This is a genomic window from Ancylobacter sp. GW821-FHT10E12, from assembly GCF_058809335.1.
This window is the reverse complement of sequence record NZ_JBXASN010000001.1, coordinates 406244-423290: the sequence shown is the minus strand read 5'-3', so window position 1 is coordinate 423290 and position 17047 is coordinate 406244. Positions and strand designations below refer to the sequence as shown.

Below are 17047 nucleotides of genomic sequence, written 5' to 3'. Positions count from 1 at the left end.
GCCTCTCGAACCGTCAGGCGGCGGGATTCTCCGCCGTCGCCGGCCGGGCGCGCAGATGGCGGATCAAAGCCGCCCTCACCGCGCCGGCATCGCCGGCATGGGTCCAGGCGGACACCGTGATCTCCACCCGGTCGAGCAGCAGCTTCGACACCGCCGCCGACGGGCCCGGCTCGGCGAGCACGCGCGTATCGGCCTTCAGGAAATCCACCGCCTCCGCCATCGCCGCCTCGGCGTCGCCCGCGCCGGGCAGTTCCAGCGTCACGTCGAAGCGCCGCGTGCCATAGGCGGAGTTGTTGACGATGTTCGATCCCCACACCTTGGCGTTGGGGATGAGCACCTGGACATTCGCCCCGGAGGCGAGTTCGGTGGTGAACAGCGACAGCCCCTTCACCGTGCCGGCCACCCCCGCCACCTCGACGCCGTCGCCGAGCCGGAACGGGCGGAACAGCAGCAGCATCACCCCCGCGGCCAGGTTCGACAGCGTGCCCTGCAGGGCGAGGCCGATGGCGAGCGACGTCGCGCCCAGCACGGCGATGATGCTGGTGGTCTGGATGCCGAAGCGCTGCAGCACCGCCACGCCGACGAACACCAGAACCGCATAGCGGGCAATGCTGGCGAAGAAGCCGGACACCGTCACGTCGACGCGATGGGTGGCACCGAGCGCCCGCAGCACCATCCGCTCGATGAGGCCCGCCACCCACCAGCCGATGATGATCAGCCCGAGCGCGTAGAGGATGTTCAGCCCGTAGAGGACGAGGAGATTGCCGAGACTTTCGAGATTGATGCGGTCGAGATCCATGCCGTGCTCCCTGTTGCCGAGACAGGGGTAACGGGCAACGGCGCCAAGGGTTCACCGCGGCGCGGCATCAATTGGTCGAAATGGAGCCGCGGCGCGTCTTCGAGGCCGGCTTCGACAGCGCCGCCCGGCGGGCAACGGCAAGCGCGGCACGGGCGATCTCGGCGAGCGCTTCGGGATCGTCAAGCGCCGGCTCCGGCGCGGACCAGTAGCCGAGCGAGACGCTGCGACCGCGCGCCTCATAGGTGAAGGGCGCCGAACCCTCGCCCTCCAGCCGCGCCGCCAGCGCGGAATCAGCCTTGAAATACAGGCTGCCATGGACGGTCAGCGCGAACATCAGCCCATCGGCAAAAACACCCTGTCCGCCGAACATGCGCTTGACGCGCACCGGGCCGAAAGCGGCGAACAGTTCCGCGATGGTCTCGGCGTCCACCGGCGCGCTCAGGCGCTGGCGCCGACCGCCTCGGGCTTGGCCGGGGTGATGGCGACCGACTCGCCGCAGCCGCAGGCCGAGGTCTGGTTCGGGTTGTTGAACACGAACTGCGCCGACATCTTGTCGACCTTGTAGTCCATCTCGGTGCCGAGCAGATACAGGATCGCCTTCGGGTCGATGATCACCCGCGCGCCCTTGTCCTCGACCACCTCGTCGAAGCGGCCGGGCTCGTCGGCGAATTCCATCGTGTATTCCATGCCGGCGCAGCCGCCATTCTTGATGCCGACGCGCAGGCCGGCCGCCTGCTTGTCGCTGCGCTCCATGAGCGCGCGCACGCGGGCGGCGGCGGCATCGGTGAGCCGCATGACGGGGGGGCGGGAACGGATATCGGCCATGTCTGTCGTCTCCACATCGACGCCGGTTCAAGGCCGGCGGATCGGCACGGTTAAGATGGGTGATCCGGCGGCGGCAGGCAAGGGCCGCGACCGCAGTCCCGCCATGCGCCGCGGGCTCAGTAGTTCGGCCACAGACCCGGCGTCGCCAGCTCGACGAGATGGCCGTCCGGGTCGCGGAAATACAGGCTGACGCCGCCGCCCTTCCAGACGACGCGGCTCTCGACGTCGATGCCCGCGCCCTCCAGATGCGCGCGCCACGCCTCCAGCGCGTCGGCCGGTATCGCCAGCGCGTAGTGCAGCGGCCCGTGCCCGTCATGCGGCGGAATGGTGCCGCCGGGCATCGACACCGGCTCCAGCGTCTCGCCGCGCCTGAACAGCAGCAGCACGCTCGCCGGGCCGGCATTGTAGGCGCAGAAGCGCGCGTCGGCGACCATCGGCTTCAAGCCGAGCACGCCCTCGTAGAAGGTGCGCGCCCGTGCGATGTCGTCGACATAGAGGCCGGTCTCCAGCACGCCGGAGATCGGCGGCGCGACGGATGCCGGCACGGCGGTCACCACAGGTTCAGGGCGAGCCGTGCCTCTTCCGACATCCGGCCCTGATCCCAAGGCGGGTCGAAGGTGAGGTTGACGTTGACGCCGGAGATTCCGCCGACGCTCGCCACCGCGCCTTCCACCATGCCGGGCAGCTCGGCGGCGGAGGGGCAGTTCGGCGTGGTCAGCGTCATGTCGACCATGACCTGGCGATCATCGGTGATATCGACCTTGTAGATCAGGCCGAGCTCGTAGATGTCGACCGGAATCTCGGGATCGTAGACCGTCTTCAGCGCCGTGACGATGTCGTCGGTCAGCCGATCCAGCTCTTCCTGCGGGATCTGCGATTCGATGGCCGGCACGTTCGGCGCGTCGGCAGAAAATGTGTCGCTCATGCGAACAGGTCCTGAGCCTTGATGAGGGCGTCGGCCAGCCGGTCGACCTCCTCATGCGTGTTGTACAGCGCGAACGACGCCCGGCACGTCGCTGTTACACCATATCGCCCGAGAAGCGGCATTGCGCAATGGGTGCCGGCCCGCACGGCGACGCCGGCACGGTCGATGATGGTCGCGATGTCGTGCGGGTGCGCGCCCTTCACGTCGAAGGCGAAGATGGCGCCCTTGCCCGGCGCGTTGCCATAGATGGTGATCGAGTTGATGCGCGAGAGCCGCTCCTGCGCATAGGCGGCAAGCGAGGCCTCGTGGGCGGCGATGCGCTCGCGCCCCAGGCTCTCCATGTAGACCAGGGCCTCGCCGAGGCCGATGGCCTGCACGATGGGCGGGGTGCCGGCCTCGAAGCGGTGCGGCGGCTCGCCATAGGTGACGCCGGTCTCGGTGACGGTGCGGATCATCTCGCCGCCGCCTTCGTAGGGCGGCAGCTTCTCCAGCAGCGCCCGCTTGCCGTAGAGCGCGCCGATGCCGGTCGGCCCATACAGCTTGTGGCCGGTGATACCGTAGAAATCGATGCCGAGATCCTGCACGTCGACCGGCATGTGCACCGCCGACTGCGCACCGTCGACCACCACCAGCGCGCCGGCCTCATGCGCCAGCCGGGCGATCTCCTTGATCGGCGTCACCGTGCCGAGCACGTTCGACATATGGGTGACGGAAACGACCCGGGTGCGTTCGGTGAGCAGCTCCTTGAACGCCTCGAGGTCGAACGAGCCGTCCTCCCGCACCGGCACCCACTTGATCACCGCGCCCTTGCGCTCGCGCAGGTAGTTCCACGGCACGATGTTGGAATGGTGCTCCATGATCGAAAGCACGATCTCGTCGCCCTCGCCGATCGACTGGCCGAGCGAGGAAGCCACCAGATTGAGCGCGCCGGTGACCGAGCGGGTGAAGATCACCTCGTCCAGCGAGCCGGCATTGAGGAAGGAGCGCACCCGTTCGCGCGCCTGCTCATAGGCTTCCGTCATCGCATTGGCGAGGAAGTGCATGCCGCGATGGACGTTGGAATATTCGTTCTCATAGGCGTAGCGCATGCGGTCCAGCACCTGGACCGGCTTCTGCGCCGAGGCGCCGTTGTCGAGATAGACCAGCGGCTTGCCGTAGACCTGCTTGGACAGGATCGGGAAATCCTGCCGCACCCGGGCGACGTCATAAGTGCCGTTGGCGACGGCGGGATGGAGAGTGGTCATGTCGCGACCTTCCAATGCGTCATCCGGCCGGGGCGCTGCGCGGTGCCGGGAATCATGGGCCGAACGCCGGCCCCTGCGGAGAGCGATCCCGGAGCGCGGCGAGGCCGCGTCCGGGATGACGGCTTGGTTCGCGGCGCCTCAGCCCCGCGCCTTCAGCCAGGTCTCGGCGCATTCGACCAGCGCATCGCGCAGCTCGTCATGCGCCACGGTCTCGATCGCCTCGCCGACGAAGGCCTGCACCAGCAGGCTCTGCGCTTCCTTCAGCGGGATGCCGCGGGCGCGCAGGTAGAACAGCAGGTCGTCGTCGATGGCGCCGCAGGTGGCGCCATGGCCGCAGGCGACGTCGTCGGCGAAGATCTCCAGCTCCGGCTTGTTGTCCATCTCGGCGTCGTCGCCGAGGACGAGGGCGCGGCTCATCATCCGGCCGTCGGTCTTCTGTGCCGGCTGGCGCACCACGATCTTGCCCTGGAACACGCCGCGCGAGGAATCGTCGAGCACATGCTTGAACAATTCGCGGCTCTCGCAGCCCGGCACCGCGTGATCGACGAACAGCGTCGAATCCGCATGCTGGCGGCCCTTGAGCAGCACCGCGCCATTGAAGGACACTGCGCTGTCCTCGCCCTGCAGGCGGGCATAGAGCGAGGTGCGCGAGACGCCGGCGCCGGATGTGAAGGTGAAGCTGCTCAGCTTCACGCGGGCGCCGACCTCGAACAGCAGCGTCGACAGGTGGATGGCGGAGCCCGCATCCTGCTGCAGCCGCACGACATCGAGGACCGCCTCGTCCTCCACCACGAATTCGGTGGCGCTGTTGACCTGGTAGGCGAGGCCTTCCGGCCCCTCGAAGCTCTCGGCATAGGTGAGGCGGGCGCCGGCGCCGACCATGACGAGGTTGCGCGCGAAGCTCGCCGCCGCCGTATCGCCGGCGAAGACATGGGCGATATGCACCGGCCGCTCGACCACCGAACCCGGCGCCACGTCGACCAGCACGCCATCGGCGGCGAGGGCGGTGTTGAGCGCCAGCGCCGCGTCGTAGCGGCCGGGCTCCAGCGAGCCGAGCCGGGCGAGCCGCGCATCGCCGGCGGCCAGCGCCCGGGCGATCGGCACGATGGACAGGCCGGGCTCCAGATCGGCGAGGTCGGAAAGCTCCGGCACCACCGCGCCATTGGCGACGACGATGCGGCGCGCACCGGCCTGAGCGAACAGGCGGGCGCCCGCCTCGGCCTGCGCCAGCGCCGCCGGGGTGGCGACCGGCACCGCCTCGCGCATCAGCATGCGCAGGTCGGTATATTTCCACTCCTCCACCCGGCGATGGGGAAGGCCGTTGTCGTTGAAGGCCCGCGCGGCGGCATGGCGCAGCTCGGCGATGCGCTCGCCGCCGACGGCCGGCAGATGCGCCAGCGCCGCGATGAGCCCCTGCTCGGCCGCGGTGCGGATGGGACGGATGTCGGCATTCATCTCGTTCACCTCACGCCGCGTCCTGCTGGTACTCGGCATAGCCATTGGCTTCGAGCTCCAGCGCCAGTTCCTTGCCGCCGGAACGCACGATGCGGCCGTTGTTCATCACATGGACGAAGTCCGGCACGATATGGTTCAGCAGCCGCTGATAGTGGGTGATGACGATCATGCCGCGGTCGGGCGACCGCAGGGCGTTGACGCCCTCCGACACGATCTTCAGCGCGTCGATGTCGAGGCCGGAATCGGTCTCGTCGAGGATGCAGATCTTCGGCTCCAGAATGGCCATCTGCAGGATTTCCATGCGCTTCTTCTCGCCGCCGGAGAAGCCGACATTCACGCCGCGCTTGAGCATGTCGGTGCTGATGCCGAGGCCGGCGGCCCGGGCCTTCACGAGGCGCAGGAAGTCCGGGGTGGAGACCTCCTCCTCGCCGCGCTTCTTGCGCTGGGCGTTCAGCGCCGAGCGCAGGAAGGTCATGGTGGCGACGCCGGGCACCTCGATCGGGTACTGGAAGGCGAGGAACACGCCCTTGGCGGCGCGCTCGTCGATTTCCATCTCCAAGAGGTCCTCGCCGTCGAGCGTGACCGAGCCCTCGGTGACCTCGTAATCGTCCTTACCGGCCAGGATGTAGGAAAGCGTCGACTTGCCGGAGCCGTTCGGACCCATGATGGCGTGCACTTCGCCGGGATTCACCTGGAGCGACAGACCCTTGAGGATCTCGCGACCCTCCTCGCCCTCGATCTTGGCGTGGAGGTTTTCAATGTCGAGCATGGCCATTTCGTTCGTTCCGTGTTCTGGGGCGCGGCGTCCGGGTCGTCGGGACCGGGCGCGCCAAAGGCTGTTGAGGGGCGGACGTCCCGGTCATCGGCCGGGACGTGGAAAGCGGGCCGTCAGCCCACCGAGCCTTCGAGGCTCACCGAGATCAGCTTCTGCGCCTCGACCGCGAACTCCATCGGCAGCTGCTGCAGCACGTCCTTGACGAAGCCGTTGACGATCAGCGCCGTGGCCTCCTCGGGATCGAGGCCGCGCTGGCGGCAATAGAACAGCTGGTCGTCGGAGATCTTCGAGGTGGTGGCCTCGTGCTCGAACTGGGCGCTGGAGTTCTTGCTCTCGATATAGGGCACGGTATGCGCCCCGCACTGGTCGCCGATCAGCAGGCTGTCGCAATTGGTGAAGTTGCGCGCGCCGGTGGCCTTGCGGTGGGCCGAGACGAGGCCGCGATAGGTGTTGTCGGAATGCCCCGCCGCGATGCCCTTGGAGATGATCCGGCTCGACGTGTTCTTGCCGAGATGGATCATCTTGGTGCCGCTATCGACCTGCTGGCGGCCGTTCGAGATGGCGATCGAGTAGAACTCGCCCTGCGAATTGTCGCCTCGCAGGATGCAGCTCGGATATTTCCAGGTGATGGCCGAGCCGGTCTCCACCTGCGTCCAGGAGATCTTCGAGCGGTCGCCGCGGCAGTCGCCGCGCTTGGTGACGAAGTTGAAGATGCCGCCCTTGCCGTCCTTGTCGCCGGGATACCAGTTCTGGACGGTGGAGTACTTGATCTCCGCGTCCGCCAGCGCCACCAGCTCGACAACGGCGGCGTGAAGCTGGTTCTCGTCGCGCATCGGCGCGGTACAGCCTTCGAGATAGCTCACATAGGCGCCTTCGTCGGCGATGATCAGCGTGCGCTCGAACTGGCCGGTATTGCGCTCGTTGATGCGGAAATAGGTGGAGAGCTCCATCGGGCAGCGCACGCCCTTCGGCACGTAGACGAAGGAGCCGTCGGAGAACACCGCCGAATTCAGCGTGGCGAAGAAATTGTCGGTCACGGGTACGACCGAGCCGAGATATTTCCTCACCAGCTCGGGATATTCGCGGATCGCCTCGGAGATCGGCATGAAGATGACGCCGGCCCTGGAGAGCTCTTCCTTGAAGGTGGTCGCCACCGAGACCGAATCGAACACCGCGTCCACCGCGACCTTGCTGCCGCCGGTCGATTCGATGCCGAGCAGCGCGTCGCGCTCGCGCAGCGGGATGCCGAGCTTCTCATAGGTGGCGAGGATCTCCGGGTCGATCTCGTCGATCGACGTCGGCCCGGCCTTCTGCTTCGGGGCGGAATAGTAATAGAGGTCCTGATAGGGGATCGCCGGATAGCTCACCCGCGCCCAGTCCGGCTCGCGCATGGTCTGCCAGCGGCGGAAGGCGTCGAGCCGCCATTCCAGCATCCATTCCGGCTCGTTCTTCTTCGCCGAGATGAAGCGGACGGTGCTCTCGTCCAGTCCCTTCGGGGCCTTGTCCGACTCGATGTCGGTGAAAAACCCGTATTTGTACTGATCGACGTCGATGGAGCGGACCTGCTCCACTGTCTCCTGTACGGCCGGCATCGTCTCATCTCCTCTCCCACGCGGGGTCAAGGCCCGCGGGTCAGGTCAACACGTCACGTCTCGACACGTCAGCGAGGCCATGCACGCGGCCCCGCACTGCTTGCGCCTCGGCACCAACGCGGCGCCTCGGCGGAAAAACCCCCTCAGGCCGCCCGTGCGCGACGCAAAAGGCCCGGCAACACGCGGCGGAACACGCCGAGCGCCCGGTCAACATCCTCTTCCCCGCTCGACCATCCATAGGACAGCCGCATCGCCGAACGGGCGATGCGCTCCGGCACGCCCATCGCGGCGAGCACGTGCGACGGCCCGACCTTGCCCGACGAGCAGGCCGCTCCCGCGCTCACCGACAGCCCGGCGAGATCGAGCGCGATCACGATGGTCTCCGCCGGCACGCCCGGCAGGGCGAAGCACGAGGTGTTGGGCAGGCGATCGACGTCGCCGACCAGCAGCACCAGCTCCGGGAACTCGCACCTTAGAGCGCTTTCGAGCCGTTCGCGCAAGCCGCCGATGCGCTCGATCTCACCGTCGAGCGCCAGGCGCGCGCTGCGCGCCGCCATCCCGAAGGCGGCGATGGAGGGTGCGTTCTCGCTGCCGGCCCGCAGGCCCCGCTGCTGGCCGCCGCCGGCAAAGACCGGCGCGGGCCGCAGATCGGGATCGGCCATGACCAGCGCCCCCGAGCCCGGCGCGCCGCCGATCTTGTGGGCGGAGATCGACACCAGATCGACTCCGAGCTCGGCGATGTCGACGCGGATGCGCCCGGCCGCCTGCACCGCATCGGTATGGACCAGCGCGCCATGGGCATGGGCGCGCCGCGCCGCATCCGCCACCGGCTGGATCACCCCGGTCTCGTTATTGGCGAGCATCAGCGACACCAGTGCCCGCCGTCCGGCATCGGCATGGATCGCGAGCGCGCTGTCGAGCGCGTCGAGCCGTACCCGGCCGCGCGCGTCCACCGGCAGGATCTCCACCCGCCCGGCGGGAAAGCGATGGCCGCGCAGCACCGCCGCATGCTCGACGGCGCTGATGATCAGCACGTCGCAGCTCGCGGGCTCGCCGCCGCGCTGGTAGTCGGGCGTCAAGGCGAGCGTATCGGCCTCGGTGCCGCCGGCCGTGAAGACGACACCCCGCGCGTCGCCGCCGACCAGCGCCGCCACCTCCGCCCGCGCCTCCTCGATACGTGTCCGCGTCGCCCTTCCCTCGCCATGGATCGCCGAAGCATTGCCGGTGGCGGCCAGCGCGGCGACGAGCGCCTCGGCCGCTTCCGGCCGAACCGGTGCGGTGGCATTGTGATCGAGATAGGTGCGTTCGTTCATCGCGGCCCGTATCGGTGGTTCAGTCCGTTCATCCGCCTATATGGGGATGGACGGCCGCTTTTGCTGCGGCACGTTCGATATGCTTGCAAAACAAGCCCATCTCATTCATAGGTTCGGCTCCGCACAATCCGCAGGACGACGCCGACACTGGTTGCATGGCCTTGGTTTGCAACTTCTTGTAGAATATTAGAATTATTCTAACAAATTAGGGATCGCTCCCTATGTCGTCAAGTCGCCCTCGGTATTATGTACACATGCAGGGGAATTGAAACGGTGGACATTCGTCCTCGTCGTTTCTCCGCGCAGGACGGCCTGGCCGCCCGCTTCTAGGGTCACACGCTTCATGCCCGAGGTTATTTTCACCGGCGAAAAAGGACGTCTGGAAGGACGTTACCAGCCGGCCAAGACGCGACACGCGCCGATTGCCATCATCCTGCACCCGCACCCGCAATTCGGGGGCACGATGAACAATCCGGTCGTCTACAATCTCTACTACCAGTTCGTGAACCGGGGCTTCTCGACGCTGCGCTTCAATTTCCGCGGCGTCGGGCGTAGCCAGGGCTCGTTCGACCACGGCCAGGGCGAGCTCGCCGACGCCGCCGCCGCGCTCGACTGGGCGCAGTCGATCAACCCGGATGCGCGTGCCTGCTGGATCGCCGGCTTCTCGTTCGGTGCCTGGATCGGCATGCAGCTGCTGATGCGCCGCCCGGAGGTGGAAGGCTTCATCTCGGTGGCCGCGCCGGCCAATCTCTACGACTTCTCCTTCCTCGCGCCCTGCCCGTCCTCGGGCCTGTTCGTGCATGGCGACAAGGACGCGGTGGTGCCGTTCTCGGCGGTGAACACGCTGGTCGAGAAGCTGAAGACCCAGAAGGGCATCATCATCGAGCAGCAGACCGTGCCGGGCGCCAACCATTTCTTCGACAACAAGACCGAAGAACTGACCGAGCTGATCGGCACCTATCTCGACAAGCGCCTGCCCGAGACCCGCAAGAGCGAAAGCGCGGCCTGAACCGGCGAAAGCGCGGCCTCAGGGGCAACACGGCCCCGAACGGCCTGCCGTCCCGACACATGAAAAGCCCGGCGGAACCGCCGGGCTTTTTCTTTTGGCAGCCGGCGAGCTCAGTTGAGCACGAGGCGGGCCGGGTTGGTCACCGTCACGCCGTCGCCGTGGCGCGAGATTTCGACCATGCTGGCGGTGGCGCCCTCGGGGCCCGGAACGGAGAAGCTCACGGCCTGCTCCGGCTGCAGCGTGGCAGCGACGCGGATCGGCGCCCCGTCGGCGACGCTCAGCGTGGCGACGACGTGATAGCCGTCTTCCTGCGGGGTGTAATAGGCGACGCCGCGGACATAGCCGATATTGATCGTCTGCGCGGTGGCGGGACGCAGGCCGGCCTTCTCGGAGGCACGGACCGGGGCGATGATGGCGATGGCGATGAGGCTCCCCGCCAAGGCGAGGGGCAGAATGTCACGGGAGAGGCTGCGCATCTCGATTGCTCCAAAGTTTCTGTCCAGGCGTGTTGATCAGAAGCTGCCTGCCTGGCGAGCCGGACTTCCGGGAGCCCTCAAGATAAGCAAATTATTGTGCGCCGCATCATACGTTTTCGCATCGCACCAATGCGTTTCAGGAATACTGGGGAATCCGCGACTTCTAATTCAATTTTATTGAATGAACGCTTCAGCTTTGCTTCAAACCGAAACCTCGCCTCGCAAACCGCTCAGCGAGCCGCGGACGGGAGGATCACCCCGCCGGTCATCGGCGCCGGGATGCCTGTCGTGGTGGGAAAGCTCAGCGGCAGGCCGCGCAGCGAGCGCACCGCCAGGAAGGCGAAGGCCTGCGCCTCCACCGCATCCGACGACAGGCCGAGTTCGTCCGCCGACATCACCGCCATGCCAAGCCGCTCGGCGAGCATGGCGAGCAAGGTCGGGTTATGCGCCCCGCCGCCCGCCGCCACCACCGCGCGCGGCCGGCGCGGCAGCAGCTTCAAGGCCGCCGCCACCGTGGCGGCACTTAGCGCGGTGAGCGTCGCCGCGCCATCCTCGGTGCTCTTGGCCGGCAGGCCGGCATGCTCGGTGACGAAGGCCTTGAAGTCGTTGCGGTCGAGCGATTTCGGCGGCGGCGCCGAAAAGAACGGGTGCGCCAGCAGCCGTGCCAGCGCCGCCTCGTCCACGCGCCCCGCGGCGGCGGCGGCACCGTCGCCATCGACCGGCCGGCCGGTGCGCTCGTTCATGAAGTCGTCGACCAGCGCATTGGCCGGGCCGGTGTCGAAGGCAATCGGGTCGGCCTCGCCATCGACATAGGTGACGTTGGCGACGCCGCCGAGATTGAGCACCAGTAGCGGCATGGGCAGCCCCAGCCTGCGCGCGAGCGCCCGGTGATACACCGGCACCAGCGGCGCGCCCTGCCCGCCCGCCGCGACATCGGCGGCACGCAGGTCGTAGACTAGCCGAGCGCCCGGCTTCAGCCCGGCGGTACGCAGCGCGCGCGCCAGGACCGGCCCGTCGCCGATCTGCACCGTGAGGGCGATCTCCGGCCGGTGCAGCACCGTCTGGCCGTGAAAGCCGACCACCTGCGCCTCCGCCGCCTCGGGATGGACGGCAATGAACCGCGCCACCGCCTCGGCATGGCGGGCGGTGAGCATCGCCTCGGCCCTGGCGAGCGCGCCGGGGCGCTCGTCGCGCCGGGCCAGCGGCTTGGCATCCTCGATCGCCCGCACCAGCAGCGCACGATCCTCCGGCCGGTAGGGATAGGTGGCGGACGGCCCGAAGGCCGCGACGTCCTCTCCATCGGTCTCGATCAGCGCCACGTCGACGCCGTCGAGCGAGGTGCCGCTCATCAGCCCGATCGCCTTCACCGTTTCGGCCATCCCGCTCCCTCGCATCTCGCTGCCTCGGGGTGCATGCGCGCCACGAAGCTGCTACATGAGCCGCCCGATCCTTTATATGGCGTTGATGCCGGCAGGCCAGACATGACGACGTTCCGTTCCGACTTCCTGCGCACCCTCACCGAGCGCGGCTTCGTCCACCAGATCTCGGACCCGGAAGGGCTCGACAAGCTGTTCGCCACGGAAACCGTCACCGCCTATATCGGCTTCGACCCCACCGCGCCGAGCCTGCATGCCGGCGGCCTGATCCAGATCATGATGCTGCACTGGATGCAGGCGACCGGCCACCGGCCGATCTCGCTGATGGGCGGCGGCACCGGCATGGTCGGCGATCCGTCCTTCAAGGACGAGGCGCGCCAGCTGATGACGCTCGACACCATCGAGGCCAACATCGCCTCGATCAAGCGCGTGTTCTCCAACTATCTCAGCTATGGCGACGGCCCGCAGGGCGCCATGATGATCAACAATGCCGAATGGCTGCGCTCGCTGAACTATCTCGAATTCCTGCGCGACGTCGGCCGGCATTTCTCGGTCAACCGCATGCTGTCCTTCGACAGCGTGAAGACGCGGCTGGAGCGCGAGCAGTCGCTGTCCTTCCTCGAATTCAACTACATGATCCTGCAGGCCTACGACTTCGTCGAGCTGGCCAAGCGCTATGACTGCCGGCTGCAGATGGGCGGCTCCGACCAGTGGGGCAACATCGTCAACGGCATCGATCTCGGCCACCGCATGGGCACCAGGCAGCTCTACGCGCTGACCTCGCCGCTGCTGACCACCGCCTCGGGCGCCAAGATGGGCAAGTCGGTCAACGGCGCGGTGTGGCTCAACGCCGACATGCTCGGCGCCTACGAGTTCTGGCAGTACTGGCGCAACACCGAGGACGACGACGTCTCGCGCTTCCTCAAGCTCTACACCACGCTGCCGATGGACGAGATCGCCCGGCTCTCCACGCTCGCCGGCTCGGAGATCAACGAGGTCAAGAAGATCCTCGCCACCGAGATCACCGCCATGCTGCACGGCCGCGCGGCGGCCGAGGCCGCGGCCGAGACGGCGCGCAAGACCTTCGAGGAAGGCGGGCTCGCCGCCGACCTGCCCACCGTCGAGCTGCCGGTCGCCGAGCTTGAGGCCGGCATCGGCGTGCTCAACGCCTTCGCCGAGAAGACCGGCCTCGTCGCCTCCAATGGCGAGGCCCGCCGGCAGATCAGGAGCGGCGGGCTGAAGGTGAACGACGCCGTCGTCACCGACGACAAGGCGGTGGTGAGCGCCCGCGACCTGACGCCGGAAGGCGTGGTCAAGCTGTCTTTCGGCAAGAAGAAGCACGTCCTGCTGCGCCCGGTGTGAGACTCAGCCGGCTGCCGTCGGCCCGGCCGAAGGCGAAGCTGCAGGGCCGGGACCGGCTTTCACCATGGGCGCTGCCTTCATGCCCCCTCATGCCCGGGCTTGACCCGGTCATCCATGCTTCCGCCGCCACGGCTGCTCGAAGCGGGATCCCCGGATCAAGTCCGGGGATGAGGGAAGAAGATGGGGGGATGGAGCGCTCAGCCCCTCACCGCGTCGGCACCAGCGCCGGCGGCGTCGGGTCGGGCGCCTGGCGGTATTCGAAGATCTTGCGCAGGAAGCCCGGCGCCACCGCCGAGATCGGGTTCACCCGCAGCGTCGGGCCGCTCAGCGGTCCGACGATCTCGTAGGTCACGCCCACCAGCCCCTCGTTCGGCCCGCCGCCCAGGAAGAAGCCCAGCACCGGCAGCCGGCTGAACAGGTTGTTCAGCCCATAGGCCGGCACATAGGTGCCCTGCACCGAGATGCGGTCGCGCGCATAGTCGAGCGAGCCGTCGAAGGTCGAGCCGATCGAGGGCCCCCACACCACGCCCTCGCGGATGGCGAGCTGCTCGGCCGAGCGGGTGAAGTTCACCTGCAGCTTGCGGAAGGTCACCGCCGAGCCCGGCTGCGGGCGGCCGTCGGCGCCGGTGGTCGGCGCGGCGGCGATCAGCCGGTCGAGCCCCGGCTCGCCGCGCACGGTGAAGTCGCGCATGTTGATGACGCCGTTCTGCGGCGTGCCGTCGCCGGTCGGCGGATCGATGTCCAGCCACAGATCGCCGCCATAGATGCGCGAATAGAAATTGATGAAGCGCAGCAGCGCGCCGGCATCGGTGGTTGCCAGCCGCAGCACCCGGCTGCCGCCGCTCACGTTCATCAACTGGCCGGTGACGCCGCCGCCGCGCCCGACCAGCGCGCCCAGCGAGAAGCTGCGCAGCGCCCCGTCGCGCCGCGACAGCTTCAGCACCGCCTCGCGCATCGCCTCGCCATTATTGCCGACCACGACGTTGAGATTGACGTCGAGGTCGAGATCCACCGGCTTGGCCTGGCCGGAATTGCCGGCGATCGGGGCCTCCAGCAGGTTCTTCAGGAAGGCGCGGGCCTCGATCACCTCGCCGCGCACGGTGATCTTCACCACGCCGCCGGCCTGGTCGACCTTCACGCTCGCCTTGTCGCCGTCGGAAAGCTGGAAGGTGGGCAGGTCGGCGCTCAACGGCAGGCCCTTGGCATCGAGCGTCACCGAGCCGCGTATGTTGACGCCCGAGCCGGCGACCACGAGGTCGTCGAGCCGCGTGCCGTTGCCGGTCATGTTGAGCTTGGCGGTCAGCCGCGCCGGCTTTCCCGCCGGCTTCGACCAGCCGGGCACCAGCTCGGCGAGGCGGGCGCCGCCGAGATCGACATCGACATCGGCCGCCACCTTGCCATTGGCGCCGACGGTGCCGTTGAGCTTGACGCCGACGGTGCCGGCGAGGCCGGCGAGATCGATGTCGAGCTTGTCGCGCGCCGCCTGGTCGAGCACCACCGCCGCCGCGAAGGAGGCGTCGCCCTTTGTCGGCCGCGTATACTCGAAGCTGGCCGGCGCGCCGCCGAGCTTGCCCTCGCCGCGGAAGACGCTCGCCTGCGGCGTCAGGAAGACGCGGATGGTGGCGTCGTCGAGCTTGCGGTCGAGCAGTATCTTGTCGGCGGAGAAGTCGGTGAGGTCGGCCTCGAAGGCGAAATCGACATCCTCGGGCTTGATGTTGTCCGACAGCCGCGCGCTGATCTGCGCCACGCCCTTGAAATCGCCCGACACCGTCGCCGGGTCGAGCGGCGAGGCGGTGTGGCTGCGCAGCGGCGGCATGCCGGCAAGCTCCGCCATGGCGGCGGCGGAGCCTTCCAGCGCGAGGCGGATCTTGGCGGTCGGATTCTTCGGCACCGTGTCCGGCACGTCGAACACGCCCTCGGTCAGGGTCAGCTTGCGCCCGGCCGGGGTTTGCAGCCCGGCCTTGCTCGCCACCACATGGGCGGCCCGGCCGGTGACGTGCAGGGTGATGTCGGCGCCGGTGAGCGGGGGCAGCTCGGTGAGCGGACGGAACACGCCGTTGCTGCCGACGATGTCGATGCGCAGCTTGTCGTCCGGCAGCGGATTGTCCTTGTTGCCGATCGAGGACATCGGCGCCGCGAGCGCGATCTCGGCGCGACTGACGTCGCCGGAAATCACATGGTCATACACCCAGCGCCGCACGTCCGGCGCGGCGAGCACCGGCCACATGCGCTTCAACGAGGTCGCCGACATCGGCGTGGTCGAGACGTTGAGCCGCAAGGTCGGCTCCGCGCCATCGAGATCGAAGCCGCCGCCGATCATGATGTCGCCCTGCGGGCCGCTGACCTTGCCGGTGTCGATGGACAGGCTCCGGGCCTTCGGATCGTAGCTGATGTCGAGCGCGATGGACTGCGCCACGAAGGGCGGTTCCTTCTCCGAGAACGGACCGCCGCCGCCGAGGCTGCCATGCGCCTTGGTGGCGTGCAGCGTCCATGTCCCGTCCGCCGTGTCCGGCAGCTTCAGGTCGGCGGCGACTTCGAGATCGAGCGGGCCGGCATGGATGGCGAGCGGCTTGATGGCGACGATGCGGGCCTGCGGATCGAAGGCGAAATCCAGCGTCACCTCGTCGAGGATCATGCGGCCGAGATCGTCCTTGCCGAGCTGGAGCTCGCCGGCGCCCACCAGCAGCCGGCCGGAACTGCCGACAAGCTCGCCATTGGCGTCGATCTGCGCATGAATCCCGCCGGACAGCGGCGAGGTGGCGATCACCTCCGCGTCGGCCATGCCGGCGGCGACCATCAGGTCGCGCGGGGAGAGGTCGCGCACGGCGACGTCGATGTCGCGCCGCCCGTCGACCAGCGGGGCGATGGTCGCCTGCGCCGACCACGGGCCGTCGGCGCCGCCGGAGCGCAGGTTGAAGCTGAGGCCGCCGGCCGCCGGCCGCGACAGGCTGATGTCGATGTCGTCGAAGCTCCAGGTGTGCCCGCTGACCTCGCTGCGCAGGATCAGCGTGCCGTCCTTCAGGCCGATATCGGAGAGTTCGCCGCCGTCGAGCCCGCCGCGGTCGAGGCTGTCGGCCAGCGCCGCCAGGCTGGCGAGGCGGACCGGCCCGATCGGCGGCGCCACGGCCGCCGGAGCCACGGCCGCCGGCGCGGCGGCGACCGGCGTGGAGCCGGCTGGCGCGGCCGGGGCCGAGGCCGTCACCGGAGCAGCAGCCGGTTGCGAGGCCGCCGCCGTGTGGCCGGGGGCCGGCGCATGGATCGGCTTGGCGTTCTCGCCGGTGGAGACCGCGAGCTCGCCCTCGGCATTGATCCACACCTGCAGCTTGACGCCGATCAGGTCGACCCGCTTGGGCCCCGCCATCCACGGCATCCAGCGGTCCTGCAGCACGATCTCCGCCTGCGGAGCGGTGGCGATGACGTCGCCGGTCTCGTCGCGCACCACGATGTTGCTGACCCGCAGCGCCATGCCGCCTTCGGCAACGCGCTCGGAGATGATCTCGCCGATCTCCACCGTGCGGCCGGCGCCGAGCCGCTCTTCGAGCGCACGCTCGACATAGGGGCGGGCGATGTTCACCGTCACCAGGCCGGTGGAGAACAGCACATAGACGACGAGGACCGCGGCGACGGCCAAGCCGACCGCCCCGCCCAGCGACCAGCCGCACACGCGCAGCCAGCGACGCCGGCGGCGGGGCGCCTCGCAGACACGCGCAACCCGCCTCAGCCGCGGGCGTTTCCCCGGGCCGGCGCGGCCACCGCCGGCCCTGCGCGTCGTCGTGTCGCTCATCTACAGCCCGAATCTCCGAATGCCATGATAGTCCCCACGTGGGGTCTACCGCGACATCCTGTCTGTTTCTTGTCTGTGGCCAAATCTATGAAGCGGTATTGTCGTAGAAGCG

At 68.4% G+C, this 17047-nt stretch carries 15 protein-coding genes; 2 read left to right on the top strand and 13 right to left on the bottom strand.

Translation table 11 applies throughout. From position 1 onward, the window contains the following. Positions 1-13 precede the first annotated feature (13 nt). From AC1RU4_RS02065 to AC1RU4_RS02020, 10 genes are all read right to left on the bottom strand, one after another. On the bottom strand, positions 14-799 hold the full coding sequence (locus AC1RU4_RS02065; RefSeq protein ID WP_492889322.1) for a mechanosensitive ion channel family protein: 786 nt from the start codon (positions 797-799) through the stop codon (positions 14-16). 67 nt (positions 800-866) lie between these two features. After that, positions 867-1229, bottom strand: a complete 363-nt coding sequence (locus AC1RU4_RS02060) for a TfoX/Sxy family protein (RefSeq protein WP_492889321.1) — start codon at positions 1227-1229, stop codon at positions 867-869. A gap of 8 nt (positions 1230-1237) precedes the next feature. Beyond that, a complete protein-coding gene (gene sufA / locus AC1RU4_RS02055; RefSeq protein WP_492889320.1) occupies positions 1238-1624 on the bottom strand; it encodes a Fe-S cluster assembly scaffold SufA in 387 nt (128 codons plus the stop codon). Between the two features lie 116 nt (positions 1625-1740). Then, positions 1741-2169, bottom strand: a complete 429-nt coding sequence (locus tag AC1RU4_RS02050; RefSeq protein WP_492889319.1) for a VOC family protein — start codon at positions 2167-2169, stop codon at positions 1741-1743. 5 nt (positions 2170-2174) lie between these two features. Next, positions 2175-2549 (bottom strand): SUF system Fe-S cluster assembly protein, encoded by a 375-nt coding sequence (locus tag AC1RU4_RS02045; protein ID WP_492889318.1) that lies wholly within the window; start codon positions 2547-2549, stop codon positions 2175-2177. Next, the gene (locus tag AC1RU4_RS02040) at positions 2546-3793 is read right to left on the bottom strand and encodes an aminotransferase class V-fold PLP-dependent enzyme (protein ID WP_492889317.1); all 1248 of its coding nucleotides are present in this window, start codon (positions 3791-3793) and stop codon (positions 2546-2548) included. Before AC1RU4_RS02040 ends, AC1RU4_RS02045 begins: the two co-directional genes overlap by 4 nt. A gap of 138 nt (positions 3794-3931) precedes the next feature. Next, a complete protein-coding gene (gene sufD, locus AC1RU4_RS02035; RefSeq protein ID WP_492889417.1) occupies positions 3932-5248 on the bottom strand; it encodes a Fe-S cluster assembly protein SufD in 1317 nt (438 codons plus the stop codon). Positions 5249-5258: 10 nt separating this feature from the next. After that, entirely contained in the window at positions 5259-6017 is a 759-nt protein-coding gene (sufC, locus tag AC1RU4_RS02030) for a Fe-S cluster assembly ATPase SufC (RefSeq protein ID WP_492889316.1), read from the bottom strand. Between the two features lie 119 nt (positions 6018-6136). Next, complete coding sequence (gene sufB / locus AC1RU4_RS02025) at positions 6137-7615, bottom strand: Fe-S cluster assembly protein SufB (RefSeq protein WP_492889315.1); 1479 nt, start codon at positions 7613-7615, stop codon at positions 6137-6139. A gap of 143 nt (positions 7616-7758) precedes the next feature. Continuing rightward, complete coding sequence (locus tag AC1RU4_RS02020; protein ID WP_492889314.1) at positions 7759-8928, bottom strand: cysteine desulfurase family protein; 1170 nt, start codon at positions 8926-8928, stop codon at positions 7759-7761. 343 nt (positions 8929-9271) lie between these two features. Here AC1RU4_RS02020 and AC1RU4_RS02015 point away from each other — a divergent pair, with 343 nt between their 5' ends. After that, entirely contained in the window at positions 9272-9937 is a 666-nt protein-coding gene (locus AC1RU4_RS02015; RefSeq protein ID WP_492889313.1) for an alpha/beta hydrolase, read from the top strand. 110 nt (positions 9938-10047) lie between these two features. On the opposite strand, the gene AC1RU4_RS02010 is transcribed toward AC1RU4_RS02015, so the two are convergent. Both AC1RU4_RS02010 and AC1RU4_RS02005 read right to left on the bottom strand, forming a co-directional pair. Further along, positions 10048-10413, bottom strand: coding sequence for a hypothetical protein (locus AC1RU4_RS02010; protein WP_492889312.1), 366 nt, complete (start codon positions 10411-10413; stop codon positions 10048-10050). Between the two features lie 230 nt (positions 10414-10643). Further along, the gene (locus AC1RU4_RS02005; RefSeq protein WP_492889311.1) at positions 10644-11792 is read right to left on the bottom strand and encodes an anhydro-N-acetylmuramic acid kinase; all 1149 of its coding nucleotides are present in this window, start codon (positions 11790-11792) and stop codon (positions 10644-10646) included. Positions 11793-11894: 102 nt separating this feature from the next. Between AC1RU4_RS02005 and tyrS the strand changes: the two genes are divergently transcribed. Next, positions 11895-13151, top strand: a complete 1257-nt coding sequence (gene tyrS, locus AC1RU4_RS02000; protein ID WP_492889310.1) for a tyrosine--tRNA ligase — start codon at positions 11895-11897, stop codon at positions 13149-13151. Between the two features lie 205 nt (positions 13152-13356). On the opposite strand, the gene AC1RU4_RS01995 is transcribed toward tyrS, so the two are convergent. Next, on the bottom strand, positions 13357-16935 hold the full coding sequence (locus tag AC1RU4_RS01995; protein ID WP_492889309.1) for a YhdP family protein: 3579 nt from the start codon (positions 16933-16935) through the stop codon (positions 13357-13359). Positions 16936-17047: the final 112 nt, after the last annotated feature.